Here is a 26,814-nt window from a genome sequence, read left to right as displayed (position 1 = left end):
CATGAACGACGTTTCTGAAGCTGAAGCTCGCGAAATTCTAGCGGCCGCCCTATCTTGTGAGGATTGCCCAGACTGGCGTCCACCGAAGGGCACAAAAGGGATTCACGAGACGTCATGCGGGCTGCTGGACAGCGATGGAGTTAACGTACGCCTGGTGGTTGACCTAATCTTTAAAAGGTCATCAAAGACCGGAATTGTTCAATACAAGTTTTCAGTGTTCCGACGCGGCTCGCCAGCTAGACTGGAGCGTGTTTTTCAGTTGGATGTGATTCATTGGCCCAAGGGGGCTCCTAGCGAACATCACAAGTCTCACGAGCACTTTGGAGACAATCGCACGCTAGGTGATGCATCTTGGGAGGAATGGACATATGATGATGTCATGGGGCGTTTCCGCACCATGACCAACATCACCTTCAAGCCGCCGGTTCCGCACCCTGAAGAGCTGCAACTGCGGGGGCAATCATGACTTGCGATCAACTCCAGACAACGCTCGGGCTCTCCTGCCACCCTCTGAACGAGGACGGCAGCATAGCAATGATCTCCACCCCTTTCACCTTCGATGATGGTGATGGTGTGCCTGTGTACGTCGAATCCACGTCTGATCACATCAGATTCTTCGATGACGGAGGAATCGTGATGCATTTCATGGGAAGGGGTCTGTCATTCGAAGATTCAAGGAAGACCAAGTTTCTTAAAAATATTGCCGTCAATCACGATGCTGTCTTCACTGACGAGGGTGAGCTGGAGGTGTGGGCAAAGAAGAATCAGGCTTCCTCGGGGTTTGCAAAATACATGGCTGCGATGTTAAGCATCGTCGCATGGGAGAAGGATCAAAAAGGCGCCAGCGTCGACACTACTCTCCTCGTGGAGGAGGTTGCTATGTGCCTCCAAGCCTGGAAGCGAGACGCGGTGATAGACAAAGAGCCCGAGTACGTGGGCATCTCTGGTCACTCCTACAAGCTAGACTTGAGCCTTAATGGTGAAGCTATTATTGCGATCTCACCACACCCAGCCTCAGTCAGCGCCTCGCTAAAAAAGATGGTTGACATCATCAGCGCCCCAAGAAATAAGGACATCGCCATGAAGGTGATACTAGACGACAGAAAGCAGCCGAAAGAGGCAAAGAGCGAGGGCGCAATCTTGAATGCCGTGGCTACCGTTCTGATGATGAGCACCCTAGAAAGACTGGCTCATGCATCAACGGTTGCTTCCTACCAGGGCTTTTGATCGGTTCACCACCAGCCCTCTCCGGAGGGCTTAATGAGATGGTCAGCCCGATCCCCACGAAGCGGTACGCTGAGTGGGGATTGTTCTTTCTTGGAGACCGTCATGAGCACCGTCGCGCTGATTGGCATTGATCTGGGCAAGCATAGTTTTCACCTTCACGGTCAGGATAGGGCTGGCAGGATGGTGTTTCGCAAGAAGCTCACGCGCAGCCAGATGTTCACGCTGCTAGGCAATACGCCGGCCTGTACCGTCGTGATGGAGGCGTGTGCTGGGGCACACTGGGTTGCCCGTAGAGTCCAAGATCTGGGTCACCAGGCCAAGCTGATCTCTCCCCAGTTCGTGAAGCCCTTCGTGCAGGGCAACAAGAACGATTTCGCCGACGCGCAAGCGATCTGTGAGGCAGCCAGTCGCCCGAGTATGCGGTTCGTGAGCCCGCGCAATCAGGCTCAGCAGACGGTATCGATGTTGCACCGGGTGCGCGAGGCTTTGGTACGCGACAGAACCGGCGCTATTAACCAAATCCACGCCTTCCTGCTGGAGTTTGGTGTGGGCCTGCCCAAGGGGCCGGCGATCATCCGCAAATTACCGGCGGTACTGGTCGCGCATGAACTGCCGCCGCGTTTGGTGGCGCTGCTCGAACGGCTGCAGGCGCACTTCAAATACCTTGATGAGCAGATCGCCCAGACAGAGCGAGAGCTGTCGGCACAACTGCGCCAGGACGAGCGCGGCCAGCGGCTGCTGGAGATACCCGGCATCGGGCCGATCACCGCCAGCGTGCTGACGACCGAGCTGGGCGACGCTCGACAGTTCGGTTCGGCAAGACAGTTTGCCGCCTCGGTGGGGTTGGTGCCACGCCAGTACAGCACCGGCGGCAAGCCTACGCTGTTGGGCATCAGCAAGCGCGGCGACAAGAATCTGCGACGGCTGCTAGTGCAAGGCGCGCGGACCATCATGCAGCGCGTCGACAAACGCACCGATACTTTGGGCGTCTGGGTCCGCAGCCTATTAACCCGACGCCACTCGAATGTCGTGGCCTGCGCGCTGGCCAACAAATTGGCGAGGATAGCCTGGGCCATCCTCGCCAGAGGGACGAACTACCGTAGCGAGCAGGCTGTGACAGCAGCCTGACGCACACCGTTTACACAGCAACCTTCAGCAGTACCCACTTCCTGGTTTTGCGACGCGAGATACGTGAAGACATAAACGGCTCAACGGCCGGACAACGAACCTGGCACAAAAAACAGTGCATGACACTGAGGGCTTTTTGAGGTTTGTCCGGCGCGGCTCTCATCATGGGGCGGGGGGATTCCTCCACCACGACCCCGGATAGATTTAAGCAAGCCCAATTTACGTCAACGTCGTCCCGCTTGCAAAAATCGGGCTGACCATAGATTTTCGTACCCGGGCGCCCTGCTCCGTCCCGGGAGCCGTGCCGCACGCATGGCGCCCTATTTCTTGGCCGCCACCAGCTCCATCAGCCGGTCCAGTTTGTCATTGATGTCCTTGAGCGCCCGGGCCGTCTGGTTCGACTTGTCCAGGCCATCGGCGACGTAGGCCACGATCTGCGAGTTCATCGAACGCCCCTCTTCCTTGGCCACAAGGGCCACGCGCTCGCGCATGTCATCGGGTAGTCGTAAGTCGAACTTCGGAGATGTGCGTGTTGGCGGCGATGGCGGCTTTGTCATGCGCCGAGAATACTAGCCCATCAGTTACATGTGAATAACGGTACGGTGCCGTTATTGGCCTCTTTTCCGCCCTTCTATGGTCAATCCGGAGTGATGTAATACAGAGACATTTCAATGGGGGCACGGTGCCGGGACGGGTTTTCACCTAAGCTCGACGTAGACCCCAATGCCATGGGCGTTTGGTACATCCGCGCGAATAACCACATGAGCAATAGCGTTTTCACTGTGTTTCCGTACAGTTATTATTGATGGGTCAAGAACTCAAGGATATGGGCATGCAGTCCGCATCAGCAACCAATATTGATCCCGAGGACCGCGCTGCGGCACTGTCGGCAGCGGGAGACCTGGACGCAATTTTGGAGACACTGGAAAGATCCGACCGACACAAGGATACGCTCCCGCGCAGGCTCCGACGAAATCTCGTCAGGATGGGCAGGGACAGGATTCAAGAAATTCGCAGTGCCCTACATCAACCGTAGTGCCTGATCGTGGATAACCGCAGTTATTGACAGACTAGGATAACTGCGGTTATTATTTTCCCACACGCCATAACTATGGTTTTGGGAGACCACGATGCAAATCACCAATCCTCGTTTTCTGCTGGCCCGGCGGCGCGCCGCGCGCTACGGGCTTGGCCTGGACGTACCGGCCTATGTGCGCAAGCACCTGGAGCCGCGAGTGCAGATCGGCATCCTGCGGGATCCGGCGGCGCCCATCGAGATTCAGCCGGCCATCCACACTCCTGAGCCGCGCAACGCGGATGGCCTCGTGATGGCTATCGTGCTGATGGGTGTGGCGCTGGTCGCTTTCGGGGTGATCTGATCATGGCCGACTACACAGACGCGGCCAATCTCATGCGCCGCAGCGCGGGAAGCTTCTTCCGCAAGATCGCCGAGGCGTGGTTCCTGGCCGACCATCTGAACCGCTCCACCCTCGAATCGGCCTTCCAGGTGCACTTCGAGCGCTACGCGGAGCTCGCCCGGGGGATGACGCAATGACGAGCCTCTTTTGCATCCGGGACGCGGGCGGCGTGCGCCGCTACAGAACCTACGACAGCCGCGAGGCAGCAGAGCGCGCGATCGACGCCAGCGTCGGCCCGGGCTGCCGCGAGCCGATGTCGGTCGTCGAATTTGTCGAGGCAACGCCCGTGGTACGGGCCGCCGATGAGCTGCTGCATGCCTGCGAAATGATGTGGGCGGCTTCGAACGGCGGCTATCCCCAGGCGTTCATGGCGATCCAGACGGCCGTGGCGCATGCGACGGGAGAGCGGCTGTGATTTTCGCCACCGAAATTCGAGGCGTGCCCTGCAAGGTCTGCGTGACTTACTACGTCCCTGCCGACTCCGGACGCACGTACGGACCGCCGGAGCGCTGCTACCCGCCGCAGCCCGCAGCGGTCGACTTTGACGTACTGGACGAGCAGGACCAGCCCGACCTGGCACTCAGAGACCAGATGGACGACGCCGATACGCGGGCGGTCGAGCAGGAAGCGATCGCAGCCATGGAAGAGCAGATCCAGGCCGAGCGCGATCGGGCGGCCGAGGATCGAGCTGAGGACCGGCGGATTTTTGGGGTGCTCGCATGAACAACGTCGCTATTCGCGCATCCAGCTTGGGCGAGCTTTTCGACTGCCCTGCCCGTTGGCATGCCAAACACATTCTGGGCTTGCGCACGCCCACCAGCTTCAAGGCGCGGCTGGGCACGGCTGTGCACGCCGGCACCGCTGCATTTGACGCGGCCCGGCTGGACGGCAGTCCGATCACGGTCGATGACGCCGCCGGCGCCCTGGTCGATACGCTGTACCGCAACCACGACGACGCCGGCCAGGAAGAAGTCGTCGACTGGGAGGGCGAGAACCCAGGCGCAATCGAGCGGATCGGTCTGAGCCTGCATACGTCCTACTGCACAGGGCTTGCTCTCGAACAGGAATATGTCGCGGTCGAACTGCACTGCGAGGCGCTCGAATTCACCGACCTGGGTCTTACCCTGACCGGAACCACGGACCGCGTGCGCCGCACACCCGATGGGCAGCTCGGCATTACGGACCTCAAGACCGGCGCCACGGCGGTTGCCGCCGACGGCAAGGCCAAGACATCCGGCCATGGCCCACAACTGGGCGTGTATTCGCTGCTGGCCGAACGCGCCCTGGGCGAACCGCTGAATGCACCAGCCCAGATCATCGGCATGCAAACCGGCAAGGCGGCCAAGGCGCAGCGCATCGGTGTGGGCGAAGTTCAGGACGTCCGCCACGCGCTGGTGGGCGATGCCGACAGCCCCGGGCTGTTGGAACACGCCTCCCGAATCATCCACTCCGGCAGCTTCTACGGCAACCCGCGATCGATGCTGTGCAGCCCGAAGTTCTGCCCCATTTACGACACCTGCAAATTCCGAGGATAAGCACCATGACCACCACCCAACCTCAGGCCACGACGCTGGCCCAAGTGCGCACCAATGTCCGGCGCGACGTCGCTATCGGCTTTGGCAACCTGGAGAGCTTCGAACTCATGCAGCGCGCAGCGCGCCTGCTCTCATCCAGTACCCTGGTGCCGGCGGCCTACCGCGCCACCATCGAGAAGACAGACCGCTACGGCAACGTCACGGACACCCGGGAGAATCCCAACGCCCTGGCCAATGCAGTGGTGGCTCTGAACATGTCCCAACGCATGGGCGCCGACCCACTCATGGTGATGCAGAACCTCTACATCGTTGAGGGCCGGCCATCCTGGTCGTCGCAGTGGATCATTGCCGCGATCAACGGTTGTGGGCGGTTCTCGCCGTTGCGCTTCGATATCAAGGACATGGGCGATCTCGACGTCGAATTCGACACGTTCGAATGGAAAGACGGCGCCAATGGCCGGCGACAGCGGGAAACCATCACGCGAAAGGTGCGTGTCCACAACAAAGAGGGCGTGGCGTGGACGGTCGAAAGCGGCACCACTATCCCGCAGTTCGGCCTGGAGGATCTCAAGGAACACGGTGGTGTTTATGGCTGCTGCAAGAAATTCGGTGTCCCCATCATCGAGTCCCCTGCCGTCTCTATCGAAATGGCCGTGAAGGAAGGCTGGTACACGAAGAACGGCAGCAAATGGCAGACCATGCCCGACGTGATGCTGCGCTACCGGACCGCCAGTTTCTTCGGCAAGCTCTACGCCCCCGAACTGCTGATGGGTCTGCAGACGGTCGAGGAAGCGCAGGACATCATCGAAGCCACGACCGGACCTGACGGCACGATCCAGGTGGACGTCGGCACCTTGCGCGCCCAGACCGCAGCCGATCAAGCTGCAGCGCCGACCACCAAGAAGGATCCGGCCGGCGACGTCACCGACGTCAACATGAATACCCCCAGCGAGCAGGCGAAAGCCGAGGCCGGTAAACCGGCGGCGCCGGCGGAATCGTCCGCCCCGGCCTACCTGGATGCCGGCAAAGTCCTGGCCAACATCCAGCGATCCACCGACCAAGACGTACTCAGTCTCGCCGCCGACGAAATCCGCGACTGCGATCCGGCCCGGCAGGCCGAGCTGAAGGCCGCCTACGAGCACCGCCGGGACGAGCTGGATGGTGTCGTGCACGAGGACACCGAGAACCCCTTCCCTGAAAGCGAGCCGCAGCCTGCCCGCCAAACCCGCACCCGCCGCGCCGCTGCGGCTGACATGGAGTAAGCCATCATGTGGTTCAAGAATCTCAAGCTTTACCGCCTTGCCCCCAACACCCGCCTGACCGCCGCCGCGCTGGAATCCGCCCTGGAGTCCATGGCCTTCCGGTCTGGCGGAAGCCAGGACTTCCAGGTGTCCGGATGGACGCCTCCGCGCGAGGACAGCGGCTTGGCATACGCCCAAAACGGCCAGGTGCTGCTGAGCATACACACGGAAAAGAAACTGTTGCCGGCCACGGTCATCAATCAGGCCGCCCGTGCGCGCGCCATACAGATCGAAGAGCAACAGGGCTACAAGCCCGGCCGCAAGCAGATGAAGGAGATCAAGGAGCAGATGCTGATGGAGCTGCTGCCGCGAGCCTTCGTCATTGCCCACGATACCTGTCTGTGGATCGACACGGTGAATCGCTGGGTTGCGATCGACGCGGCCTCGACGGCACGCAGTGACGAGGTCCTGGGACTGCTGGCCAAGACGCTTTCGCCCTTCCCCATCGTGCCGCTGCACGTCGAAATGTCGCCAGCCGCCGCCATGACGCTGTGGCTGTCCGATGACGAACCGCCGGCAGGGTTCAGCATCGATCAGGACACCGAATTGCGTTCTACCGGCGAATCTCGGGCCACGGTGCGGTATGTGCGGCAGACGGTGGACCAGCAAGAGGCCGAGCATCGCATTCAGGAAGGCAAGCAATGCACGCGCCTGGCCATGACCTGGAACGATCGCGTGTCCTTCGTGCTGACCGATGGCCTGGACATAAAGCGCGTGGCGCCGCTGGACGCGCTGAACGGGCACCAGGACGCGCGGGCGACCAACGAAGCCGAACAGTTCGATGCCGACTTCACGCTCTTCGCGGGCGAAACATCCCGCATGTTGGCCGACTTGGTGAACGCGCTGGGCGGCCTGCTGGAGGACGCACAATGAAGCTCACCCACATCGCAATCGACAACATCCTGGGCGTGGCACAGGTGGACGTCGCTCTGCCCGCGCCGGTCACGGTTTTCGCTGGTGCCAACCGCGCCGGCAAATCCAGCATCCGCGAAGCTGTCCGAGCCGCGTTCTTGGGCATGCCGGAACGGGTCCTGAAGAAAAAGGACTTCGGAATGCTGGTGCACGACGGCGCCAAGGGCGGCAGTGTCGTGATCGATCTTGACGGCGGTCGCGCCACATTCACGGCACCCGCCGGCAAGCAGGAACTGACGCACAGCCTCACCATGGCGGAATGGGAACGCCAGCACCTGACCCTGCCCTACTGCCTGGACCCGGCGATGTTCGCCCGGGCCGGCGCCGACGACCGCCGCAATCTGCTGTTCGCGCTCACCGGCGCCAGCGGCAAGAAAGAGGACATCGTCGCGGCCATGCACGAGCGCAAGCTGACGGATGCCGTGATCGAGGCCGTCACGCCCATGCTGCGCGCCGGGTTTCCGGCGGCGGCGAAGTTCGCGGAAGAACGCTGCCGCGACGCCAAGGCGGCCTGGAAGGCCGTGACTGGCGAGACCTACGGCCACGTGAAGGCAGAGACCTGGGCCGCGCCCGCCGGGGCGCCGGTGGACGAGGCGGCGATAACGAAACTGCAGACCAAAGCCGATGGCCTGCGCCGGCGCATCGCCGAAGGCCGCATCGAGTTGGGCGGCGCCGAGCAGAAGCTGAAGACCTGGTTGGCCGCCGAGGAAAACCGCGAAGCCGACAAGAAGGCCGCGGGCCGGCTGCAGTCGGCACAGGACAAGCTCGCGCAGGACGAAGCCGATCTGCAGCGCTGGACCGATGAAGTCCAGCAGCTCGAACAGCGTGCCGGTACCGGGCCGCGCGTCGGGTTGGTGCATGAACTGGCGAGAGCGCTGCAAGAAGTCTTGATCGAAGTCGTAGAAATCGACAGCGACTACAAGGGTCAGCGGGAGGTGCTTTCGGCCTACGAGGCCCAGTACGGTGCCCTGGACGCCGGGAGCGATCCGGAAGCCGCCGCCAAGCTGCCCGAGGCCCGCCGCGCCCGCGATCTGATGCAGCGATCCGTCGACAACGACCACCGCGATATCGAAACTGCCAAAACCGCCGCCGCCCGCATGACACAGCAGCCCGAGCAAGGCAGTCAGGCCGATGTGGACCGCATCCGCGACTTTGTGCGCGCGGCCGAGGACGAGCTCGCCCAGACCACCTTTGACCTGAACCGTCTGCAGGCCGACCAGCAGACAGCAGCAAAGGCGCTGGGCCGCACCACGACGGCCGCCGCAGCGCACCGTGAGGCGCAGGACTGGCAAGCCGCCATTGACGCGCTGTCGCCCGCCGGTATCCCGGCCGACATCCTGGGCAAGAGCCTGGGCCCGGTGAACAGGATCCTCGCGCTACTCGCCCTGGCGCTGCACTTTCCGCGCGTCGAGATCATCGACAGCGACATCGATATCTACCTGGGCAGCCGGCCCTACGCCCTGCTCTCCAAGTCCGAGCGCTGGCGTGCGGATGCCCAGATCGCCCTGGCGCTGGCCGAACTGTCGGGGCTGAAGTTCGTCGCGCTGGACGAATTCGACATCCTGGACATGGCGGGGCGGGTCGACTGCATCGTGGGGCTGGATGAGCTGGCCGAGGCTGGCCGGATCGAGACAGCCCTGGTGTTCGGCACGTTCAAGAAGCTGTTCAATTTCGAGAATTTCCCGTGCGTGATCGGGCACTGGATCGAGGATGGGCGGATCACGGAAACGACGGCTGTTGCGACTGAGGTGGCGGCATGAGCAAGCGTTCCCGCGAACGCCGGCAGAAGCCCGGGCGCGATCTCCCTTTTCCTGGACAAGAACAATGAACCGCGAACAACGACGTGCGGCAGAGCGGCGGCAGCGCCGCATGCCCCGCCTCCACCGGATCGAGCGACCCCTGCCGGTACCGATGATCGTCAAGATGACGACGGTCCTGAGTCCCGTGGAAGCCATCCTGGACCAGATCGAGCGAGATGGAACCGTGTGCGTGGACGGGCGCGGCATGCCAATCTTCAAGGCCTCCCCAGAAAACGAATGGTTCGCCATGGTGCCAGCCCTGCTGGGTGTGGTGGACATGTTCTCGATGTGGGCCACCAGGCACGAAAAGGCCTTCGACCTGTCGGCGCTGCAACGTCTGGCGCACAAGCTGGAATACAGCATGCCGGTGACGGACACAGACACCCGAGCCGTGCGCGCCCTGCTGCCCAGCATGCAGCGCGTGGCCTGCACGCTGTCCCACGACGAAGCCGACAACCTGATCCTGCAGACCCGGATCAAAGATGAGCTGGAGGCGCGGGCATGAAGAGCGACCGGTACACGCTTGACCTCGGCTTCCCTGATGAGCTGATCATCGACAATTTCGCCGGCGGTGGCGGTACGAGCACGGGCCTGGAAGCAGCTTTCGGGCGCCCAGTCGACATCGCGATCAACCACGATCCGGAAGCGCTGGCGATGCATGCGCTGAACCACCCGTACACCCGCCACCTGTGCGAATCGGTTTGGGATGTGGATCCGATTAAGGTCACAGGCAATCAGCCAGTTGGGCTTGTCTGGTTGTCGCCCGACTGCAAACATTTTTCCAAGGCCAAGGGCGGGACCCCGGTCGAAAAGCACATCCGCGGGCTCGCTTGGATCGCGCTGCGCTGGGCGGCCAAGTGCATGCCGCGTGTCATCATCCTGGAGAACGTCGAGGAATTCCGCACTTGGGGGCCTCTGATCGTCGGTGCCGACGGAAAGTTCTATCCGGACCCCGCGAAGAAGGGCCGCACATTCGAGAGCTTCGTGCGCCAGCTGCGCGAACACGGGTACCGCGTCGAGTGGCACGAGTTGCGAGCCAGCGATCTGGACACACCCACCATCCGCAAGCGCTTCTTCCTGGTCGCGCGCCGTGACGGACTGCCTATCGTGTGGCCGGCGCCGACGACCGGGGACCCGGAAACAGCGGCGGTGCTGGCCGGCAAACTCAAACCCTGGCGCACGGCAGCGGAGTGCATCGACTTCAGCATCCCCGCCCGCTCGATTTTCGGCCGCCCCCGGCCGCTGGCCGTGAACACCCAGCGCCGTGTGGCGAAAGGCGCCTGGCGGTATGTGCTGACGAATCCCCAGCCGTTTATCGTTGGTGTCGGTGGTCGGATGGGGCAATCCCCTTCCCGCCCCATGAGCAAGCCCGCCCAAACGCTTACAGCCAAGGCCGACGCCTGCGTGGCACAGCCGGTGCTGGCACCGTTTCTCGCTGGCCAGGGCGGTCCCGCCTACGCCGGCAAGCCGGTACCGGCAGATAGGCCCTTGGGAGCCCAGACCACTGAGAACCATCGGGCGGTTGTAGCGCCCGTGCTGGCACCGGTGATCATGACGAACACCACGGGGCACGACAGCGCGCCACCGACACGACCGCTGGCCACCGCAACCACGGGGGGCCACCATGCCGTCGTCGCTCCGGTGATCACACCACTGCGCGGCACACAGGAATCACACCTGCAGGGTGATAGCGTGCAGGCTCCTGCATCGACCATCTCCGCCAGTGGCACACATCACGCTCTGGTGGGGGCTCACTTGATCACCATCGGCTACGGCGAGCGGCCGGGCCAGGACGCGCGTGCGCAGGAAGTGCGCGGCCCTCTTGGTACCGTGGTCACCGCGAACAAGCATGCCATCGTCGCTGCGCACTTGACCCACCTGACGCATCATGGCGAGCGCGCCGGGACCACGCCAGACAGTCCGCTGCCCACGGTCACCGCCGCTCATCGTGGTGAGCAGGCGATGGTGGCAGCATGCCTGGAGCAGGCCAATGGCGGGTTCTACGATGGCGACGGTCGGCCGGTGCCGGCGCCGATGTCCACCATCACGGCGAGCGGTACCCAGCAGCGTCTGATCACCGCCTACTTCATCAAGTATTACGGCGAGGGCGGACAGTGGGCCGGGGTCAGCGAGCCCGTGCACACGCTGACCACCAAGGCCCGGGTCGGGCTGGTCGAAACGATCCAGGTTCCGGCCGACGTGCTGGCGCCGGAGCTGCGCGAGCGGGCGCGGCAGTGCGCCGAATTTTTCCACGAACACCTGCCGGAGCATTTTCCGGAGTCGGCCGAAATGATCATCCTCGCCGGCTGGGTGCTGGTCGATATCACGCTGCGCATGCTGGTGCCGCGCGAGCTGTACCTGGCCCAGGGCTTCCCCGCCTCGTACCAGATCGAGGACATCCCGGATCCTGAGCTGCTCTTCATCAACGGCCGCCAGATCGACGGTGATCCCCGCCTGCTGCCTCGCATCCGGCTGAGCAAGTCGGCCCAGGTACGCATGTGCGGCAACAGCGTGTGCCCACCAGTGGCGCAAGCTCTGGTTCTAGCCAATTTCCATCACGAATCCATGTTCCGGAGGGTCGCATGACTTTCGATACACAGAAGCTGCGCGACGTGGTGCTCGCCACCACACACATCAAGCCGACGGACGCGATCCAGTTCCCAAACAGGATGCTGGAGCGCGTCAACGAGCTGGCGAGAATCATTGCGTCCTGCTGCCAGAGAATCGAGGCCCTGGACACCATCACCCAATCCACTGCGGCCGCTCTCGTGCGCCACGGAGTCACCGAGGCAGACGATCCAGGCGAGGCCATCGATGTGCTGATTGCCGACAAGGACCGGGAGATCAAGCGACTGCGCGAGGCCCAGACCTGGCAGCCGATCGAGTCGGCACCGATTGGGAAAAATACAGACGGGATGGTTTGGCTCCTTCTGGCCTGGGGCCCAGAGTGCGACCAATCCATAGGATCAGGTTTCCGTTGGCGTGATAAGTGGTTCGCCGCCGCCACGTTCTACCGGTTCGGACAGGACCGAAGCTATGAGCTTCGGGAAGCCGAAGTCCGGCCCACCCACTGGATGCCGCTGCCCGCCGGGCCGGCCGCTCTATCAGGAGATAACCCGTGAGCCAAAAGGACGCGATCGTAAATCTGAAAAGCATCATCCGGGAGAAAGACGCCGAAATCGCAGCGCTGCGTTATGCGCTGCGCTGGACCTCTGCCGCGCTGCAGGAGGCTTGCCGCAGGCCGACCATCATCACTGAGAAAGACCGGTGGTGCATCGGCGACGAAACCCGCGCGACGGGCGAGATTCTGGCGTCGGCTATCGCCGCACTACATGCGACCGGCACGAATCTGCTGCCTGCGCCGCGAGGACAGGAGCATAGCCATGGCTGACAGCTACGAGAAGCTGCGGGCGGCGCAGCAGTCCATCGGTGTGCCGGACTGGCAATGGTGGGACTCGAACAGCTTCCGCCGCCTGACGTTCGTGGAAGCGAATGGCCGCCACGGTCAGGATGGTGGCGCGCTGTGCGCAGTCGTGCAGAGCGACGGGCATCCGGACGTGCACATGGCGCCCGGCGTGCGCGGGTTCATCGAGGCGTGCAGCCCAACAACGGTCCGCGCCCTACTGGTCGACCTGGACGAGTCTGACCGCGCCCTGGTGTTGGTAGGAAAGGCCAACAAGAAGCTGCTTGATGAGTTCGTGGAGCTGAAGGCCGAGCGGGACAAGCTGCGGGCCGCATGCGAAAAAGCCGCCGAGTGGCTGGAAGGCTGGGCGAGCGCCGAACCTTACCTGTCGGAGCTCCGTGCCGCACTCGCACAGGAGGGGTCATGATCGAGTGCCCGTACTGCCACGGCGATGGCGGCGACCCATACAACGACTACGTTCTTCCATGCCCAGAATGCGGCGGCGCTGGTCGGGTTGATGCGGGTCCAGACGATGATGTGTCCGCGCAGGAACAAGGAGAGAGCGATGGAAAGTAATCCAGCAGCATTCAACGCGGCCATTACCGCCGCAGCGTCCATAGCGAGCTGCTCTGCAGGCTACGCGCTGCACGCCTATGGCGGACTTGTCCTTATCGCCACTATCTCTCTCGCCCTAGCCTTCGGCGCACTGGCCGGGATGGCAAATTCCAATGGATGAACACCATGACAACCAAGATTGATATCACCATGCCCACCCTCAATAAGGGTGAGACCTACATCGGCGCCATCGGCGATCAGCAGGGCAACCTGCACCACGTCATCCAGCTGCCCGGCGATCACGAGGACGCGCCCTGGAAAGATCAGGTGGCCTGGGCCAAGAGCCAGGGCGGCGACCTGCCGACCCGCGTCGAGCTGGGCCTGATCTGGGAGCGTAACCGCGATCAGATGCAGAAGGATTTTTACTGGACCAACGAGGTCTACCACAGCAACTCCAGCTACGCCTGGTACCAGAGCTTCGGCCACGGCGGCCAGGGCTACGTCCACAAGAGCGGTCGGCTTCGCGCCGTGGCCGTCCGCAGATTGCCCATTTAGTTCTTCATCCATTTGACTCTTTTTCTTGAGGCAACCATGACCACAGTCACTCTCGAATCAATCCAGGCCGAACAGGCACGCGTGAATGGTCTGATCGACGCATACGTGCGCCAGCAGGCTCCGACCTCCTACGGCATTCCGCAGGCGACGATCGAGCTCGCCGCCGGCGAGCGCTACGCCGGCATCATCCTGGATGACGACGGCCAGCCGTCGCACCACCTGATCCTGCTCGCCGGCGACGAAGAGGATCTGAACCATGAAGACGCACTGGCGTGGGCCAAGGGCGTGGGTGGGGATCTGCCCACGCGCCACGAGCAGTCGCTGCTATTCGCCAACCTGCGCGGATTTCAGCCGGCGGCGTACTGGTCTGCCGAAACGTATGTCAAGGATTCCAGCTACGCCTGGTGCCAGGACTTCGACTACGGCGGCCAGGACTACTACCGCAAGAACGATCGGCTTCGCGCCGTAGCGGTCCGCAGAGTGGCGATCAACACACCCAAGGAAGGCGCATGAAAGACGATATCAAACTGCCACCGATGTTTATGCCCGGCCCACGCGGCTATGACCCGGATGAAATCCGTGCTTATGCACGCGCCGCAGTCGAAGCCGACCGCCAGCATATTGCGCACGCCCGCAAAATGGTGCCGAGCGATGACGACATACACACTCTGTGGCGCGAGATGCGGCCGAGCTTCGAGTGGCGCAGTTTTTCCGTCCGGCTCATTCGTACGGCGCTTGATCGCTACGGCAGCAGCCAGCCTGCCACGACCACTGCGGCACCGAGCGACGAAGACCTTCTCGGATGCGCTGGGATCACGCGACACCATGCTGGGGGTATGCCCATGATCATTGGCACGGCCGACATCCGACGCTTCGCCGATTGCGTCCGAAAGCACTGGGGCCAGCCTGCCGCGAGCGCGGAGCCGCCAGACGGCTATGCCTACCGCTACCCGGACGGCATCCGTTTCAACGATGGGCGCGAGGTCAACGGCTGCAAGCCTACTGAGACGTTGCCGTACTGGTTCGGTGCCGCCCCTGTAGCGCAGGAGCCGGTGGCGGAAATCTGTGGCCGTCGCGGCGAACGGGCGCTGTACTGGTGCGTCAGCGATCCATTCCGCTATCCAGACGGAACCAAACTCTACACCCCCCCCGTTGCCGCACAGGCGCAGCCCAGCGCCCAGGATCGGGAGGATGCGGAACACATACTGGCTCTGAAAGAAGCTGGGTGCAATGCCGCATCAGACAGCTACTTCAGTGCCCGACCAAGTTTGCCTGAGACGATAGAGACGCGAATCCTGTTCGAGGACGGCTTCGATCGGGGATATGACGCCGCCCGTGCGGCGAAGGAGGAATGATGGATCACAACCACATCGAAGAGGCTGCAGAGGCGATGTCCGCACTGTACGTTTGGGACTGCGTAACCAGCATATTGGAAGGGTCGGCGTCGCCTGCTCGCATGGGAGGGCGTGAAGAGGCTGACGTGCAGCGCGTCATCAAGATTGCGAGCGCGGCACAGCAACGCATGCTGAAGGCATACGACAGGGCCGCCGCCCGTGCGGCGAAGGGGGAATGATGGAAACCGTAACCGTAAACGCCGCTGCATTGATCACAGTGCTGCGCGCTCTGAACGGCCCAAGCCATTTTATCCGGGAGTTGCAACTCACCCGTGGTCTGCCGGGCGACGACAACCCGATTGACTTGCTGATAGCCGAAGTCAATGCGCAAGTTGCGGCGGAGGGGGGCCGACCATGGCTGACACCTACACCCCAGCGCTGACAGACGAGCAGATCGATCAAGTCCGGCGGTCCATGAAGCCATGGCAGCGGATGACCGAATATGCCCGCGCCATTGAGCGTGCCGCCATCGAGGCGTACCAGCGACAGCAGAAGGAAAGCGCCGAGCGCCTGTTTGCTGCTGTGCGTCCGCACATCGCTGAAGCCGCAGCCCAGGGCAGGCACGTCGTAGAGACGCCGTTCGGCCCCGCATTTCTGTCGCTAACTGGTGACTGCCCTGACTTACCCACAGCCACAGTGGACAACCCTATGGAAAACCCTATGACAGATTCCCATCAGCCAACAAAGGCGAGTCATCCAGGTCGATTGGTCGATCCGAAACCTGGCACTTTCCGGATCGTGTTCGACGCCCCGGGCTGCAACTTCGAAGCCTGCTGGGAAGCCGAAGCGTGGTGCGAAGAGCGCGGCATATCCGTTGGGTCCATGGAGCGCGATCAGCCAAGGGGGCTGCAGCACGAAGACTGCATCATCGCCAAATGGCACAACCTGCGCCCGCACGAACGGGCAGAACTGGACGGCACCATGACCGGAGACATGCGATCAGGCCCCGTCACGATCGAATTGAAGGGCGCCGCGAAGGACTACCCGATTCTCGATGAGAAGGACTGCCAATGATCTCATCCGAACATCACCCGATAGGAATGCAGGCGGATACGCAGTATGGTGCTGTCCAGATCCATCCCGAAGGCCTATACCGTTGGAAAGAGTTCGCCGACCGGATTCCATTCAGCCGGGAAACTTGGCGCAAGCGCGTTCTGGGCGGCGCTGCTCCCGCGCCGATCCGCATCGGCGGGGCCTGCACGGCATGGCAAGGCGCGGCCATCCTGGCATGGCTCAAGGACCCCAACGGATACAGAAGCAATGGCCAAGAAAATCCCCCCACTGACGGACTCGCAGTGTCGCCGCGCACGGCACAACGCTGACGGCGGAAACCGCCTGTTCGACGGCGGGGGGCTGTACCTGGAGACTCTGCCCACCGGGCAGAAGCGATGGAGGCTGAAGTACCGCCGGCCGGTCAGCAGGAAAGAAAACATCCACACGCTCGGCGCCTACCCTGAAATCGGACTGGTCGCGGCGCGAGCCCTGCGGGAGGAAGCGAAGCGGCAACTGGCCAGCGGCATCGATCCCGGCCATGCGCCAGCGCGAAGCCCCGATACCTCCACAAAGCGGGTATTCAGTGTAGTCGCCGAAGAGTGGCTAGACATCAAAAGGGAATCCTGGAGCGCTGGATATCACTCAAGAATCAAGAACGCCCTCACAGCAAACGCCTACCCATATTTCGGCAACGCACCCATGGACCTGATCTCGGGCAAAATGGTTCTGGATGCGGTCAAGGCCGTTGAAAAGCGCGGGGCCCTGGAGATGGCGTCCCGCGTTCTGGAAGCCGTCGGCATGGTGTTCGGCTATGCCGTTGGTGTTGGTGAGGTTCACGCCAGCGTCACCCAGGATCTGCCCCAGTTTCTGGCTGAACGCCCGCCCGTCCAACATTTCCCCCACGTGAGGGAAGACTCCATCCCCTTGCTCATGCAGCGCATCAACAGCTATCACGGCCGCCCAGAGACGCGGTACGCGATGCAACTGATGGCGCGGACCTTCCTGCGCACCAAGGAGCTGATCTGGGCTAGATGGTCGGAATTCAATTTGGAGGCTGCCATTTGGGAAATCCCGGCTGCGCGGATGAAGGGAACCAAGATCCGGAAGGAATGGGGGGAGAGCCACCTGGTTCCTCTGTCGCGCCAGACGATCGCGCTACTCAAGGAGCTTCGGCACTTTTCAGGCCGCCACGAATTCCTGTTTCCCGGTGTGCGCAACCCAAGGGGACCGATCAGCTCCGAGACGATCAACAAGGCGCTGAAGATCATGGGATTTGAGGGCGAGCAGACCGGCCACGGCTTCCGGGGGCTGGCCAGCACCATCATGAACGAACGCAGCGGCATCAGGCCGGACGTGATCGAATGCCAGCTCGCGCACAAGGAAAAGAACAAGGTCCGCGAGGCTTACAACCATGCGAAATATTGGGATGAGCGCTGCGCCCTGATGCAGTGGTGGTCGGACTACCTGGACGAATGCGCCAGTCATACCCCCATCGAAAAAATCCATACCCCCATCCATACCCCCAAACGACCTTTGAAGGGCTTGGCACCGCTTGGCAACCCTTGCAAATAAAAAGCCGCGCTTCATAGGAGAGGCGCGGCTTTTTTGGCTCGGCTGGGCAACCTTTGCCGAATTTTTGGTAGGCAGTACTGGATTCGAACCAGCGACCTCTACGATGTCAACGTAGCGCTCTAACCAACTGAGCTAACCGCCTGAAAGAACGTGGATTATAGGATTGTGAAAATCGGGATGTCAAATGGCGCCGACCTCGGTACCTGCGCCCCGGTCACCCCGCCACCAGAGCCACAAGGCGGGCGATGACAGCAGGGCATGCACCCAGTGCTGCGCTGGAAGCCCGGTGCGCGACTCCAGCGCCTGGGCGCAGCTGAGCCAGTCATGCAGGTCCGGCAGCACGAAGGCTCCCTTGAATGCCAGCACCACGGTGTTGCCCTCATCAACTTCGGGGAGGAGTGCCACTTGATCCCCAAATGCCGCGCGGATGTTCTGAAGGTTGGACCCAAAGCTCGAGTGATGTCCAAACAGGTTCACCGACATGATGCCGGGCTCGTCCAGCGCCCGCCAGCAGTGCCGATAGAAATCCGCATCGCCGCAAACAGGCCCCTGCGCCTGGGCATCATAGAGGTCCACCATCAGCGCGCGATAGCGGCCCCCCCTGAGCGGAGCGGCGATCCAGTCGCGGGCGTCGGCCAGATCCACCGTGGAGCGCGCCGATCCGGGAAGCCGGAAGCAGCTCCGGCAAATGGCCACCACGGCGGCATTGCGTTCCACCGTTTCGACCGAGCACCGCGTGTGACGCAGGACAAAGCGCAGCAGTGAGCCCGCCCCCAGCCCCAGGATCCCGACGCGGTCACGGGCAGCCGGTTTGAGGAACAACAGCCAGGCCATCATCTGTCGCGTGTAGGCGAGCTCCAGCGCCGAGGGACGCGCGAGACGCATGGCCCCCTGGACCCATTCGGAATTGAAATGCAGGTAACGCACGCCGTCTTGTTCGGAGAGCGTGGGCTCATCGGCTGCAGCGGCGATCTGCCAAGTCGACTGCGGGGCGCGTGACATCTGGAACGGTTCCGAAAAGAATGGCTTTTCGAATTCTAAAGCCAAAGCAACACCGCCTTTGCGGTGCCCAGCGACATACGCCCAATCCTCACTACAATCCGTATCGGATCCCGCCAAACATCCGGGGTCCCCGCCCGCTGCCCCGCCGATCTGTACCCTGACGTCCAGACGCGCCCCGCAGCCCGGAATCCGCCGTTTTTTCTGGAGCGTTCACATGGCCATCACAATGTATGAGGTTTCGATTCCCGTCTTCAAACGTGCCTTGCACAACCTGTCCAACGTCCTGAAGAAAGGCCAGGCCCACGCACAGGACAAGGGGGCCGCGCCCGACGGCCTGCTGCAGCAGCGGCTGGTCTTCGACATGTTCCCGCTCATCAAGCAGATTCAGATCGCCTGCGACACGGCCGCCCGCACCGCGGCGCGCATGGCTGGCACGGACCCCAAGTCATTCCCGGACACCGAAACGACGTTGAAACAGGCACAGGATCGCATCGCCGCCGCCATCGCCTACCTGGACACGTTCCAACCCGAACAGATCAACAGTGCCGAAGGCCGCGACCTCACGCGCCCTACCCGTACCGGGGAACTGCACTACAAAGGGCTGGCGTACCTGACCGACTACGCGTTGCCCAATTTCTTCTTCCACTGCACCACGGCCTACGACATCCTGCGTGTCGCCGGAACACAGATCGGCAAGAAGGACTTCCTAGGGTAGTCTCAACCGGTCCACACGAAGTTGGTGCTGCCGGCTGAACACCACGCGAAACGCCAGCAGCACCACTCCAAAAGTGCCCAGGGTCGTGGCGGCCACGATCATGAACATGATCACGATCTGATAGCGCACGGCCGACGCGGGGGCCGCCCCCGCCAGCATCTGGCCGGTCATCATCCCCGGCAGGCTGACGATTCCCATCACCAACATGGAGTTGATCGTGGGAATCATGCCTGTCCTGAGACTGGCCACGATCAGCGGATGCGCCGCCTCCCAGCGAGTCGCGCCCAGCGCCAAGTCGCCCTCGATCAGATCGCGGTCGCGCATCGCACCGTCCATGAAATGGCCCAAGGCCAGTGATACTCCATTGATCAGGTTGCCCAGCACCATCCCCAGCAGTGGAACCGCATACTGCGCGCGATACCAGGGTTCCACATTCAGGATACCCAGCAGCGCGGCGCCAGTGACCACATAGGATGCCGCGAAAACACACAGCACGCTATTCAGGTAGATGCCCGCGAAACGCCTCCGGGTGCGGTTGACTGCGGCGACCCCCGCAAACGCGGTCATCACCAGGCCGATCGCCACCACCGGCAATGGCCGGTCCAGTGCAAAGATGTAGTCCAGCACCAGGCCCACCAGCAAAAGCTGCACGGCCATGCGCACGCTGGCGACGGCGAGGCTGCGCGTCAACCCGAGGCGCAGCCAGCCCGACAGCAGCAGATTGACCAGAATCAGGCCGGCGGAAAATGCCAGCTGCCAGTTGCCGATTTCCAGATAGGACGGCTTCACGAAGGGCTTCCGATCGCGAGCCGCAAATCGCTCACACGGGTCAACTGAGCGGGATCATGGCTGGTCCAGACGCACGCGCGGTCCGGCGCCGCAGACTGCCAGTGGTGGACCAGCATTTCGACCTTCCCGGCACGGGCCGGGTCCAGGGATGCGGTGGGTTCATCCAGCAACAGGATCGAAGGCTGAATGAGCAGCGCACGAAGCACGGCCACCACCTGAGCTTCTCCACCCGACAGCGTGGCCACGTCCTGCCGCAGGAAATCCGCTGCGATCCCGACCTGCGCCAAGTAGCGGCCGGCATCTTCAGATAAGAATGCGCGGCCGCGATGGGCACGGAACCTGAAGGGTGCGGCCAACGCCGCCTGCACGCTGCCTTCCGGCAGTGCCGGACGCTGCGGGACATACACGATCTGCGCGCGCCAGGCCGGCACCCACACCCGATCGAACGATTGGCCCCGCAGTTGGATCTCGCCCGCCTGGCGCGGCATCAGCCCCGCCAGCGTCCGCAGGAACACCGTCTTGCCGCTGCCCGAAGGGCCTGTCACTGCCCACCGTTCCCCCGCACCGACTTCCAGTCCGACGGCATGCCACAACTGGCGCCCCGAAACGGAGCAGCTCAAGCCGTGCACAGACAGCAGAATGGGTTGGGAACCTTGCATGGAATGCTGAAACCGTCCGATCGTTGCGCCCCGCCGCGGATCCGGAAGCGGCAAGTGGCAGGCGGCCAGAATATATCATCACCCAGCGATCTTGCGCGGACGCTCCTCACGAAACAACAGGACGGCAGCTGCCGCCGCGATCCACGCAATGCCCCCGAACAGCGCCAGAGCACCGGCAAACCCCAGAACCGTGGCGGCTTGGAACAGCAAACTCCCCAGGCCGAATCCGGTGAACAGGGAAAATGCCATGAGCGCGACCGCTTGCCCGCGCCCACCCTGCAGATCCGTGGTGATGGCGGCCAGCGACGGGTGAGTCAGATCGAAGCCCAGCGACAGCAGGACAATGGCAACCCGAGCCCCGTTCAACGGCAGAGGGAGCGCCAGCAGCAGCGCACAGAGTCCGGTGAGCGCCACACCCAGCGGAATGATGCGCGCCCGGCCATACCGGTCCGCCAGTCGGCCGATGAGCGGCCCGAACACCAGGCCGGGTATGCCGTACCCCAGCAGCACCAGTCCGATGCCGACCTCGTCCAGGCCGAAGCGGTCATGAAGATAAACCCCCAGCCAGGTGAAGACACCCGAAATGAGAATCGCGTTGAGCATCACGTAGCCATAAGTACGACGGGCACGCGGCAGGGACAGCAGGTCCCGATAGCCGCGTATCACCGCCCCGCTAAGTCCGGCCGACGATCGCGGCCACGGCGGCAAGGCATGCCCTGCCATGGCGACGGCGGCCAGCAGTGCGCACAACGCGGCCACTCCCAGAAACAGGCTGCGCCAGCCGACCAAGGGCTCCAGCAAGGCGCCGGCCGCGGCACCCGTTGCAGTGCCCCCGGCGATGGCACCGAAAAGCCACCCGACTGCGCGTCCGCGCCGCTCGAACGGGACCACGTCGCCAATCAGCGTCAGGCCGATGGGCACGATACCGGCCGCGCTCACTCCCGTCACGACGCGCCACGTGATGAACTCGCCCACCTGCCCGGCCGAGGCAGTGACAGCGGTCAGCACGGCAAACAGCAGCAACGAAACCAGGATGACACCACGCCGGCCGAATCGGTCGGAGAGCGGTCCCCCCAACAAAGTGGCGATTCCCTGCGGGATGACGTAGGCCGGCACGGCCAGCGCCACCCAATCGACGGAACTTGCGAAGACCGTGGACAGACGCGGGATGAGGGGAGCCACCATGAAAGTCTGCACGAACACCAGGAAAGCGGCGGAACAGATCAGGGCAAGCATGCGGCGCTCGGTCGCAAACTGAATGGAGGGCGGCGCCACCTCCTGCAAAACGGTCATGACATGGCTCGAAGACGCCCCACCCGCAGGCGATCTACACCCGCTGCGGCAGGAACACGCCGTTCACGGTAGTCCCTGGACCCGACGACGTCAACACGAGGGCGATAGTGTCCCGTTCGGTTAGTTTGTGTCGTTGAATTCGGATGCCTGCGCCATCCAGACAAGACGCGAACCGCAGTGACAGCAAGGGCTATCACGAGGATTTGCAACGCAATATGGGTGGCGCAGGCGCCGAATTCAAACATCAGGATCAACCGAACGGGACACTAGGCGCGCAGCCACTGATCGGCCTGGGCCGCCGCCTCCCACAGGTCCCACGCCCTGCCTGCCTGGCCCTCGACCGCGCCGGTGGTCTTCAGGCCTTCCGCTTCGGTCAGGTAAGTCACATCGCCCAGCAGGGACGCCTGCAATTGCGCGCGAGCATTGACCTCGGTGTACACCGCACGGTAGACGACGCGCCGCAGTGAATCGGCCACCACGGTGGAACCGTGTCCGCGCATCAGCACCACGGCACTTTGGCCCAGGGAGCGAGCCAATGCCGCCCCCAGCTTCCCGTCGGTGACGAGCAGGTCCGTGCCGTCGCCGGCCGCATCCCGGATCTCGAACACCGGAACATGGACGCCCATGAAGCCGGCCATATGGCAGATCGGACGCATGGGAGTCCGGCGGCTCACGCTGAAGGGCACCACCGAGGGCGAGTGACTGTGCACGACAGCCATGACGTCCGGACGGGCTCGGTAGATTTCGGCATGAATGAACCGCTCCAGATAGACCCTGCACCCCGCCGCGTCCACCGGCTCGCCATCCAGCGTGAATTGGAGGATATCGCCGGCTGTCACCCGGGCCGGAGCCATGTTGCGCGCCAGGAGGAAGCGGTCAGGGTTATGTTCGTCACGGGCACTCACATGGCCGAAGGCGTCCAGGACGCCTTGGTGAAAAAGGATATGGTTGGCCGTCACCAGGTCGGCTACCAGAGCCCTGCCGGCCGCCCCGGCTTCGGCCCGGGCATCCGTCCCTCGATCCGGACCGGATCGTACGCTGTCATTCGAAAAAGCCATCAGAGAAGCCTCCTTTCACGCTATGGCTGAACCTGAAACCGCATCGCAATATTGGCGCCCGTTCGGGCGGACTCCAGAATGCCCAGGCAGACTTCGGTGGTGGCGCGCCCCCAGCGCGCGCTATGCACCGGCGGCTTGCCTTCCCGCACCGAATTCCACAACTCGTCAATGACTTCGCTGCGCGGAACTGCCTGAAGTGGCGTCTCGCGAAAGTAGCGCTGATCATCGGAATACACCCAGACGCCGTCTGGCGTGACCCGCAGGTCGGCCCCCTCGGCGGACACCAGCAGGTGGCCGAAATGCGGATGGTGTTGAGCACGCGGCCCCGCGGGCGGCTGGTAATGCGTGCCGCCGTAGCTCTTTTCCGTTTTGGTACGGGCCTCCGAGACAGCGTCCGCGACGGACGACAAACGGCGGCGGACAGCGCCGTAGCTCCCCGCCGCCTTGTCCCGGCCGAACTCGTCGACATCGCCTAACAGCTCGTCGCTATCGTAATGCGCGTATCCGCTGTAAGTCACCGACGCAAAGGCGCCATCATCAAACTGCAGCAGCGCGGAATAGGCTCCTTCCGTCGGGCGCTCCGGGTCCCACGCCCCCACCTGCCCGCGAACGGACTTCACTCGCCCGCCGCCCAGCAAACGCGCGATATCGACTTGATGAGCCGCCTGGCTGAACACCACCCCTCCACCCTGGGCCGTCACCAGTTCCTCCGGCCGGCGGGGCCGATACAGGAAGGTCGTGTAGTTGAAGGCGTGCACCATGCGCACACGGCCCAGCTCGCCACCCGCCAGCATCCGATGCGCCTGCTGCACAGGCCCATCAAAGCTGTGGGAGGGCCCCACCACCAGCGCAACGCCGGCAGCCTCCACGGCGGTTACGATACGCGTGCACTCATCCAACGAAATGGCCAGCGGCTTCTCGACCAGGATGTGCTTCCCGGCGGCCGCAAGCCGGCACACATGGTCGGCATGGAACTGATGGGGCGAAGCCACGTAGACCACCTCCACCTCGGGCCTCTCGCACAGCCCATCGACCGTATCGAAGGCCGGTCCGGCAAAATCGCGGCTGAAAAGGTCCCGGGCAGGCGCCCGCGGATCCGCCGCCGCGACCAAACGTACCCGGGGGTCTCCCGCCAGCGTCGGCAGCATGAGCGTGAAGGCGCGTCCAAGCCCCGCCACACCGATCCGCAATGGCCGAACGCAAGGTTCCCTGGTCATAGGTCCAGCACGAGCCGGCCGCTTCGGGCTCTCGAGACACATACCATGATTTGATGCTCCCTTTCGTCGTCCTCCAGACACATGTCCCGGTGATCCACATCTCCCGACACCAGAGGCGTCATGCAAGTCCCGCAAGTTCCGCTCTCACATGAACTTCGGACCGCGACGCCATTATTCCGCAGCGCCTCCAGCAGGGTCGAATTGGCCGGCACATGGATCTCCCAGCCCGACCGGGCGAGCGTCACGTCAAAAGCCCGGTCCTCGCGACGCGTCGCCCGGTCCACGCCAAAACGCTCGAACTTGACCGCACTGCGCGACCAATGTCCCGTCATGTCGCGGACAGACTCCATGAGGCCGCGCGGCCCGCAGCAATAAATCATCGCCTTGCGCGGCTTCTCGAACACTGGCCAGAGATCGAATCGCCCGGTCCCCGGACGGCTATGGTGAATCACCACATGCTGCCGGAACGGTTCGGCCTGGAATTCGTCGCGATAGGCGGTGCAGGCCTCATCCCGCGTGAGGTAATAGAGCTTGAAGTTGTCCATCCCGGACTCCACCATGTGCCGTACCATGGAGTGGATGGGAGTGATGCCGATTCCACCGGCCACGAACAGGTACTGGGCAGCGCCGGGCAGAAATTCGAAGGCATTGTCCGGCATGGACGCCGCCAGGACCCGACCGGGTTGCACCTCATCGGCCATGCTCGTGGATCCGCCCTCGCCTTCCGGTTCGCGCTGGATGACCACATCATAGCCGCCCCGATCACTGGGGCTGCTGGCGATCGAATACTTGTTGACGATGCCCGCCGGGGTCTCGATCGAGAGGTGCGCCCCCGGCGTGAAAGCGGGCAACTCCCCACCATCGGCCGCCACCAGGCGAAACCCGAAGAGCTGGTCGGCGATCTCGGCCTTCGCCGCAACGGTCAACCTCAAGCCCAGCCTCAATCCCGAAACTGCCATGCGTCAGATCCCTTCAGATGTCCGTGTCATCACACCGCAGCCAGTCGCTCGACGCCGACCGGCACAGGCTCCAGAGTGCGCCAGTCCACGGCCTTGCTGTAGACCCCCTGGAAGGAGCACACAGTCGGCGGGATGCGCTGGTCCCCGGTACCGATCGCGGCTTCCCCTTGCTGGAAGCGGCGCACGGCATCGAGCATCTGTCTGCGAAACTCGACCACCGCCAGGTCGCCTGCCCCCAGGTGCTCCTTGGTCCGATCCGCGATGGGCCCGATCGTGGTCCACATCGCCACATCCTGATTGGGAAATCCCTTGATGCCGGTGAAGTTGCCCGCCTTCATCGCCTGCCGGTCCTGCCAGAAGTTGTTGCCGATGTTGCGGTGCGGCCGATAGTGCTCGTCCAGATCGACGCCGACCCGCTGTCCGAGAAACGTGCGCCAAGTCTCCTGATCGGGTGTCGTGGACGGATTGCCCCACGCCATGAAGTAAAAGATCGTGTGCGTATCGTCGATCGGCACCTCGACATTGGCGACGTTGTAGCGGTCATTCGGAGGAACGAGCGCCGAGCTGGGCGCAATGAACACCGTGGAGCGGACGTAGACGTCTTCGGCGGAGTTCTGGATCGGGCGGCGCAGCGCGGCATACCGGAAGCCGTAGGAGCAGCGCTCCACCTGCAGTCTGGGATTCTTGTCGGTGGACGGGCGCAGCCAGTTCTTTTCGGTGGCTTTGGCCGCATCCACGCGGGCGGGCACCATGTCCGAGGAATGCAAGCTCGAGCTATGGGACGAGTCGATATTCCCTTCCAGGATCTGCGCCCAGTTGCAGGACAGGACGACCTTGGCCACCGACACCTTGATATCGGCCGTGGGAGCCCATACGGGCGGCACGAACGGTGTCACGGACCCCTCGGGTCCGAGGTAGGCCCAGACGAACCCGGCCCACTCCTCGACGGGGTACGCCTTCTGCTTCACCTTTTCCATGAAGCCGCTGGAGGCGGGCTCGGACACCATCTCCACCACGTTGCCTTCCACATCGAACTTCCAGCCATGGTATAGGCAGCGCAGTCCGCACTCCTCGTTCCTGCCCAGCGAAAGGGACGCCCCCCGGTGCGGACAGACATCGTCCAGCGCTCCCACGCGGCCGTTCGTATCCCGAAAGACGGCCAGGGTCTCGCCAAGGACATGGACGCGGATCGGCGCCCCATCCGGCTCGGCGACCTCTTCCTTCAGACAGATGGGCTGCCAGTGACGGCGCATGAGCTGCCCCATGGGAGCATCCCCCACCACCCGGCACAACAAGTCATTCTCTTCAGCGGACAACATCGTCGGTCTCC

34 protein-coding genes and 1 tRNA gene are annotated in these 26,814 nt (G+C 63.1%); 25 read left to right on the top strand and 10 right to left on the bottom strand.

Annotated elements, in window-relative coordinates; genetic code table 11:
• The first annotated feature begins 1 nt into the window (after nucleotide 1).
• The 3 genes from ACVCMJ_RS02245 to ACVCMJ_RS02235 all read left to right on the top strand — a co-directional run bounded on the left by ACVCMJ_RS02245 (nucleotide 2) and on the right by ACVCMJ_RS02235 (nucleotide 2,355).
• A complete protein-coding gene (locus ACVCMJ_RS02245) occupies nucleotides 2–466 on the top strand; it encodes a hypothetical protein (protein ID WP_447079838.1) in 465 nt (154 codons plus the stop codon).
• Nucleotides 463–1,227 (top strand): DUF1828 domain-containing protein, encoded by a 765-nt coding sequence (locus ACVCMJ_RS02240; RefSeq protein WP_447079837.1) that lies wholly within the window; start codon nucleotides 463–465, stop codon nucleotides 1,225–1,227. The genes ACVCMJ_RS02245 and ACVCMJ_RS02240 overlap by 4 nt, the downstream gene beginning before the upstream one ends.
• A gap of 102 nt (nucleotides 1,228–1,329) precedes the next feature.
• Nucleotides 1,330–2,355, top strand: coding sequence for an IS110 family transposase (locus ACVCMJ_RS02235; protein ID WP_447079836.1), 1,026 nt, complete (start codon nucleotides 1,330–1,332; stop codon nucleotides 2,353–2,355).
• 320 nt (nucleotides 2,356–2,675) lie between these two features.
• On the opposite strand, the gene ACVCMJ_RS02230 is transcribed toward ACVCMJ_RS02235, so the two are convergent.
• Nucleotides 2,676–2,846 (bottom strand): Arc family DNA-binding protein, encoded by a 171-nt coding sequence (locus ACVCMJ_RS02230; RefSeq protein WP_447082745.1) that lies wholly within the window; start codon nucleotides 2,844–2,846, stop codon nucleotides 2,676–2,678.
• Between the two features lie 639 nt (nucleotides 2,847–3,485).
• Between ACVCMJ_RS02230 and ACVCMJ_RS02225 the strand changes: the two genes are divergently transcribed.
• From ACVCMJ_RS02225 to ACVCMJ_RS02125, 21 genes are all read left to right on the top strand, one after another.
• Nucleotides 3,486–3,734 (top strand): hypothetical protein, encoded by a 249-nt coding sequence (locus ACVCMJ_RS02225; RefSeq protein ID WP_447079834.1) that lies wholly within the window; start codon nucleotides 3,486–3,488, stop codon nucleotides 3,732–3,734.
• 2 nt (nucleotides 3,735–3,736) lie between these two features.
• Nucleotides 3,737–3,910 carry a hypothetical protein gene (locus tag ACVCMJ_RS02220; protein ID WP_447079833.1) on the top strand — a complete coding sequence of 58 codons (174 nt, stop codon included), beginning with the start codon at nucleotides 3,737–3,739 and terminating at the stop codon, nucleotides 3,908–3,910.
• Nucleotides 3,907–4,188, top strand: a complete 282-nt coding sequence (locus ACVCMJ_RS02215) for a hypothetical protein (RefSeq protein ID WP_447079832.1) — start codon at nucleotides 3,907–3,909, stop codon at nucleotides 4,186–4,188. The genes ACVCMJ_RS02220 and ACVCMJ_RS02215 overlap by 4 nt, the downstream gene beginning before the upstream one ends.
• A complete protein-coding gene (locus ACVCMJ_RS02210) occupies nucleotides 4,185–4,496 on the top strand; it encodes a hypothetical protein (RefSeq protein ID WP_447079831.1) in 312 nt (103 codons plus the stop codon). Before ACVCMJ_RS02215 ends, ACVCMJ_RS02210 begins: the two co-directional genes overlap by 4 nt.
• A complete protein-coding gene (locus tag ACVCMJ_RS02205; RefSeq protein ID WP_447079830.1) occupies nucleotides 4,493–5,308 on the top strand; it encodes a RecB family exonuclease in 816 nt (271 codons plus the stop codon). Before ACVCMJ_RS02210 ends, ACVCMJ_RS02205 begins: the two co-directional genes overlap by 4 nt.
• 5 nt (nucleotides 5,309–5,313) lie before the next feature.
• On the top strand, nucleotides 5,314–6,570 hold the full coding sequence (locus ACVCMJ_RS02200) for a hypothetical protein (protein WP_447079829.1): 1,257 nt from the start codon (nucleotides 5,314–5,316) through the stop codon (nucleotides 6,568–6,570).
• A gap of 6 nt (nucleotides 6,571–6,576) precedes the next feature.
• Entirely contained in the window at nucleotides 6,577–7,482 is a 906-nt protein-coding gene (locus tag ACVCMJ_RS02195; RefSeq protein ID WP_447079828.1) for a recombination-associated protein RdgC, read from the top strand.
• Complete coding sequence (locus tag ACVCMJ_RS02190) at nucleotides 7,479–9,281, top strand: AAA family ATPase (RefSeq protein ID WP_447079827.1); 1,803 nt, start codon at nucleotides 7,479–7,481, stop codon at nucleotides 9,279–9,281. The genes ACVCMJ_RS02195 and ACVCMJ_RS02190 overlap by 4 nt, the downstream gene beginning before the upstream one ends.
• 64 nt (nucleotides 9,282–9,345) lie before the next feature.
• Nucleotides 9,346–9,825 (top strand): hypothetical protein, encoded by a 480-nt coding sequence (locus tag ACVCMJ_RS02185; RefSeq protein WP_447079826.1) that lies wholly within the window; start codon nucleotides 9,346–9,348, stop codon nucleotides 9,823–9,825.
• Nucleotides 9,822–11,906 carry a DNA cytosine methyltransferase gene (locus ACVCMJ_RS02180; RefSeq protein WP_447079825.1) on the top strand — a complete coding sequence of 695 codons (2,085 nt, stop codon included), beginning with the start codon at nucleotides 9,822–9,824 and terminating at the stop codon, nucleotides 11,904–11,906. Before ACVCMJ_RS02185 ends, ACVCMJ_RS02180 begins: the two co-directional genes overlap by 4 nt.
• On the top strand, nucleotides 11,903–12,442 hold the full coding sequence (locus ACVCMJ_RS02175; RefSeq protein WP_447079824.1) for a DUF551 domain-containing protein: 540 nt from the start codon (nucleotides 11,903–11,905) through the stop codon (nucleotides 12,440–12,442). The genes ACVCMJ_RS02180 and ACVCMJ_RS02175 overlap by 4 nt, the downstream gene beginning before the upstream one ends.
• Nucleotides 12,439–12,711 carry a hypothetical protein gene (locus ACVCMJ_RS02170; protein WP_447079823.1) on the top strand — a complete coding sequence of 91 codons (273 nt, stop codon included), beginning with the start codon at nucleotides 12,439–12,441 and terminating at the stop codon, nucleotides 12,709–12,711. Before ACVCMJ_RS02175 ends, ACVCMJ_RS02170 begins: the two co-directional genes overlap by 4 nt.
• Nucleotides 12,704–13,150, top strand: coding sequence for a hypothetical protein (locus tag ACVCMJ_RS02165; RefSeq protein WP_447079822.1), 447 nt, complete (start codon nucleotides 12,704–12,706; stop codon nucleotides 13,148–13,150). The genes ACVCMJ_RS02170 and ACVCMJ_RS02165 overlap by 8 nt, the downstream gene beginning before the upstream one ends.
• Before the next feature lie 138 nt (nucleotides 13,151–13,288).
• Nucleotides 13,289–13,459, top strand: coding sequence for a hypothetical protein (locus tag ACVCMJ_RS02160; RefSeq protein ID WP_447079821.1), 171 nt, complete (start codon nucleotides 13,289–13,291; stop codon nucleotides 13,457–13,459).
• A gap of 5 nt (nucleotides 13,460–13,464) precedes the next feature.
• Nucleotides 13,465–13,833 carry a DUF1566 domain-containing protein gene (locus ACVCMJ_RS02155; protein ID WP_447079820.1) on the top strand — a complete coding sequence of 123 codons (369 nt, stop codon included), beginning with the start codon at nucleotides 13,465–13,467 and terminating at the stop codon, nucleotides 13,831–13,833.
• 36 nt (nucleotides 13,834–13,869) lie between these two features.
• The gene (locus ACVCMJ_RS02150; protein ID WP_447079819.1) at nucleotides 13,870–14,346 is read left to right on the top strand and encodes a DUF1566 domain-containing protein; all 477 of its coding nucleotides are present in this window, start codon (nucleotides 13,870–13,872) and stop codon (nucleotides 14,344–14,346) included.
• Entirely contained in the window at nucleotides 14,343–15,188 is an 846-nt protein-coding gene (locus tag ACVCMJ_RS02145; protein ID WP_447079818.1) for a hypothetical protein, read from the top strand. The genes ACVCMJ_RS02150 and ACVCMJ_RS02145 overlap by 4 nt, the downstream gene beginning before the upstream one ends.
• Nucleotides 15,185–15,406, top strand: a complete 222-nt coding sequence (locus ACVCMJ_RS02140; protein WP_447079817.1) for a hypothetical protein — start codon at nucleotides 15,185–15,187, stop codon at nucleotides 15,404–15,406. Before ACVCMJ_RS02145 ends, ACVCMJ_RS02140 begins: the two co-directional genes overlap by 4 nt.
• Nucleotides 15,403–15,609, top strand: coding sequence for a hypothetical protein (locus ACVCMJ_RS02135; RefSeq protein WP_447079816.1), 207 nt, complete (start codon nucleotides 15,403–15,405; stop codon nucleotides 15,607–15,609). Before ACVCMJ_RS02140 ends, ACVCMJ_RS02135 begins: the two co-directional genes overlap by 4 nt.
• Nucleotides 15,582–16,241 carry a hypothetical protein gene (locus tag ACVCMJ_RS02130; RefSeq protein WP_447079815.1) on the top strand — a complete coding sequence of 220 codons (660 nt, stop codon included), beginning with the start codon at nucleotides 15,582–15,584 and terminating at the stop codon, nucleotides 16,239–16,241. The genes ACVCMJ_RS02135 and ACVCMJ_RS02130 overlap by 28 nt, the downstream gene beginning before the upstream one ends.
• A 246-nt stretch (nucleotides 16,242–16,487) precedes the next feature.
• Nucleotides 16,488–17,792 (top strand): tyrosine-type recombinase/integrase, encoded by a 1,305-nt coding sequence (locus ACVCMJ_RS02125; protein ID WP_447079814.1) that lies wholly within the window; start codon nucleotides 16,488–16,490, stop codon nucleotides 17,790–17,792.
• 65 nt (nucleotides 17,793–17,857) lie between these two features.
• Here ACVCMJ_RS02125 and ACVCMJ_RS02120 read toward each other — a convergent pair.
• Together ACVCMJ_RS02120 and ACVCMJ_RS02115 are read right to left on the bottom strand one after the other, a co-directional pair.
• A tRNA-Val gene (locus ACVCMJ_RS02120) sits at nucleotides 17,858–17,934 on the bottom strand.
• 38 nt (nucleotides 17,935–17,972) lie between these two features.
• The gene (locus tag ACVCMJ_RS02115) at nucleotides 17,973–18,794 is read right to left on the bottom strand and encodes a spermidine synthase (protein ID WP_447079813.1); all 822 of its coding nucleotides are present in this window, start codon (nucleotides 18,792–18,794) and stop codon (nucleotides 17,973–17,975) included.
• A gap of 214 nt (nucleotides 18,795–19,008) precedes the next feature.
• Here ACVCMJ_RS02115 and ACVCMJ_RS02110 point away from each other — a divergent pair, with 214 nt between their 5' ends.
• Nucleotides 19,009–19,509: a DUF1993 domain-containing protein gene (locus ACVCMJ_RS02110; RefSeq protein ID WP_447079812.1), complete on the top strand. Its 501-nt coding sequence runs from the start codon at nucleotides 19,009–19,011 to the stop codon at nucleotides 19,507–19,509.
• Here the strand turns inward: ACVCMJ_RS02110 and ACVCMJ_RS02105 are convergent.
• From ACVCMJ_RS02105 to ACVCMJ_RS02075, 7 genes are all read right to left on the bottom strand, one after another.
• Nucleotides 19,501–20,298 carry an ABC transporter permease gene (locus ACVCMJ_RS02105; protein ID WP_447079811.1) on the bottom strand — a complete coding sequence of 266 codons (798 nt, stop codon included), beginning with the start codon at nucleotides 20,296–20,298 and terminating at the stop codon, nucleotides 19,501–19,503. The genes ACVCMJ_RS02110 and ACVCMJ_RS02105 overlap by 9 nt on opposite strands.
• Nucleotides 20,295–20,957 (bottom strand): ABC transporter ATP-binding protein, encoded by a 663-nt coding sequence (locus ACVCMJ_RS02100; protein WP_447079810.1) that lies wholly within the window; start codon nucleotides 20,955–20,957, stop codon nucleotides 20,295–20,297. The genes ACVCMJ_RS02105 and ACVCMJ_RS02100 overlap by 4 nt, the downstream gene beginning before the upstream one ends.
• Before the next feature lie 78 nt (nucleotides 20,958–21,035).
• Nucleotides 21,036–22,250 carry an MFS transporter gene (locus tag ACVCMJ_RS02095; protein WP_447079809.1) on the bottom strand — a complete coding sequence of 405 codons (1,215 nt, stop codon included), beginning with the start codon at nucleotides 22,248–22,250 and terminating at the stop codon, nucleotides 21,036–21,038.
• A 266-nt stretch (nucleotides 22,251–22,516) separates the two neighbouring features.
• Entirely contained in the window at nucleotides 22,517–23,308 is a 792-nt protein-coding gene (locus ACVCMJ_RS02090; RefSeq protein ID WP_447079808.1) for a class II aldolase/adducin family protein, read from the bottom strand.
• A 20-nt stretch (nucleotides 23,309–23,328) separates the two neighbouring features.
• On the bottom strand, nucleotides 23,329–24,525 hold the full coding sequence (locus tag ACVCMJ_RS02085) for a Gfo/Idh/MocA family protein (protein ID WP_447079807.1): 1,197 nt from the start codon (nucleotides 24,523–24,525) through the stop codon (nucleotides 23,329–23,331).
• Complete coding sequence (locus ACVCMJ_RS02080; RefSeq protein WP_447079806.1) at nucleotides 24,522–25,484, bottom strand: PDR/VanB family oxidoreductase; 963 nt, start codon at nucleotides 25,482–25,484, stop codon at nucleotides 24,522–24,524. The genes ACVCMJ_RS02085 and ACVCMJ_RS02080 overlap by 4 nt, the downstream gene beginning before the upstream one ends.
• Before the next feature lie 29 nt (nucleotides 25,485–25,513).
• The gene (locus ACVCMJ_RS02075; protein ID WP_447079805.1) at nucleotides 25,514–26,803 is read right to left on the bottom strand and encodes a Rieske 2Fe-2S domain-containing protein; all 1,290 of its coding nucleotides are present in this window, start codon (nucleotides 26,801–26,803) and stop codon (nucleotides 25,514–25,516) included.
• Between the last annotated feature and the right edge of the window lie 11 nt (nucleotides 26,804–26,814).

The organism is Castellaniella sp. UC4447_H14 (assembly GCF_052978285.1).
Note: the sequence above shows the minus strand (reverse complement) of the source record. Positions and strands in the feature narration are given on the sequence as shown.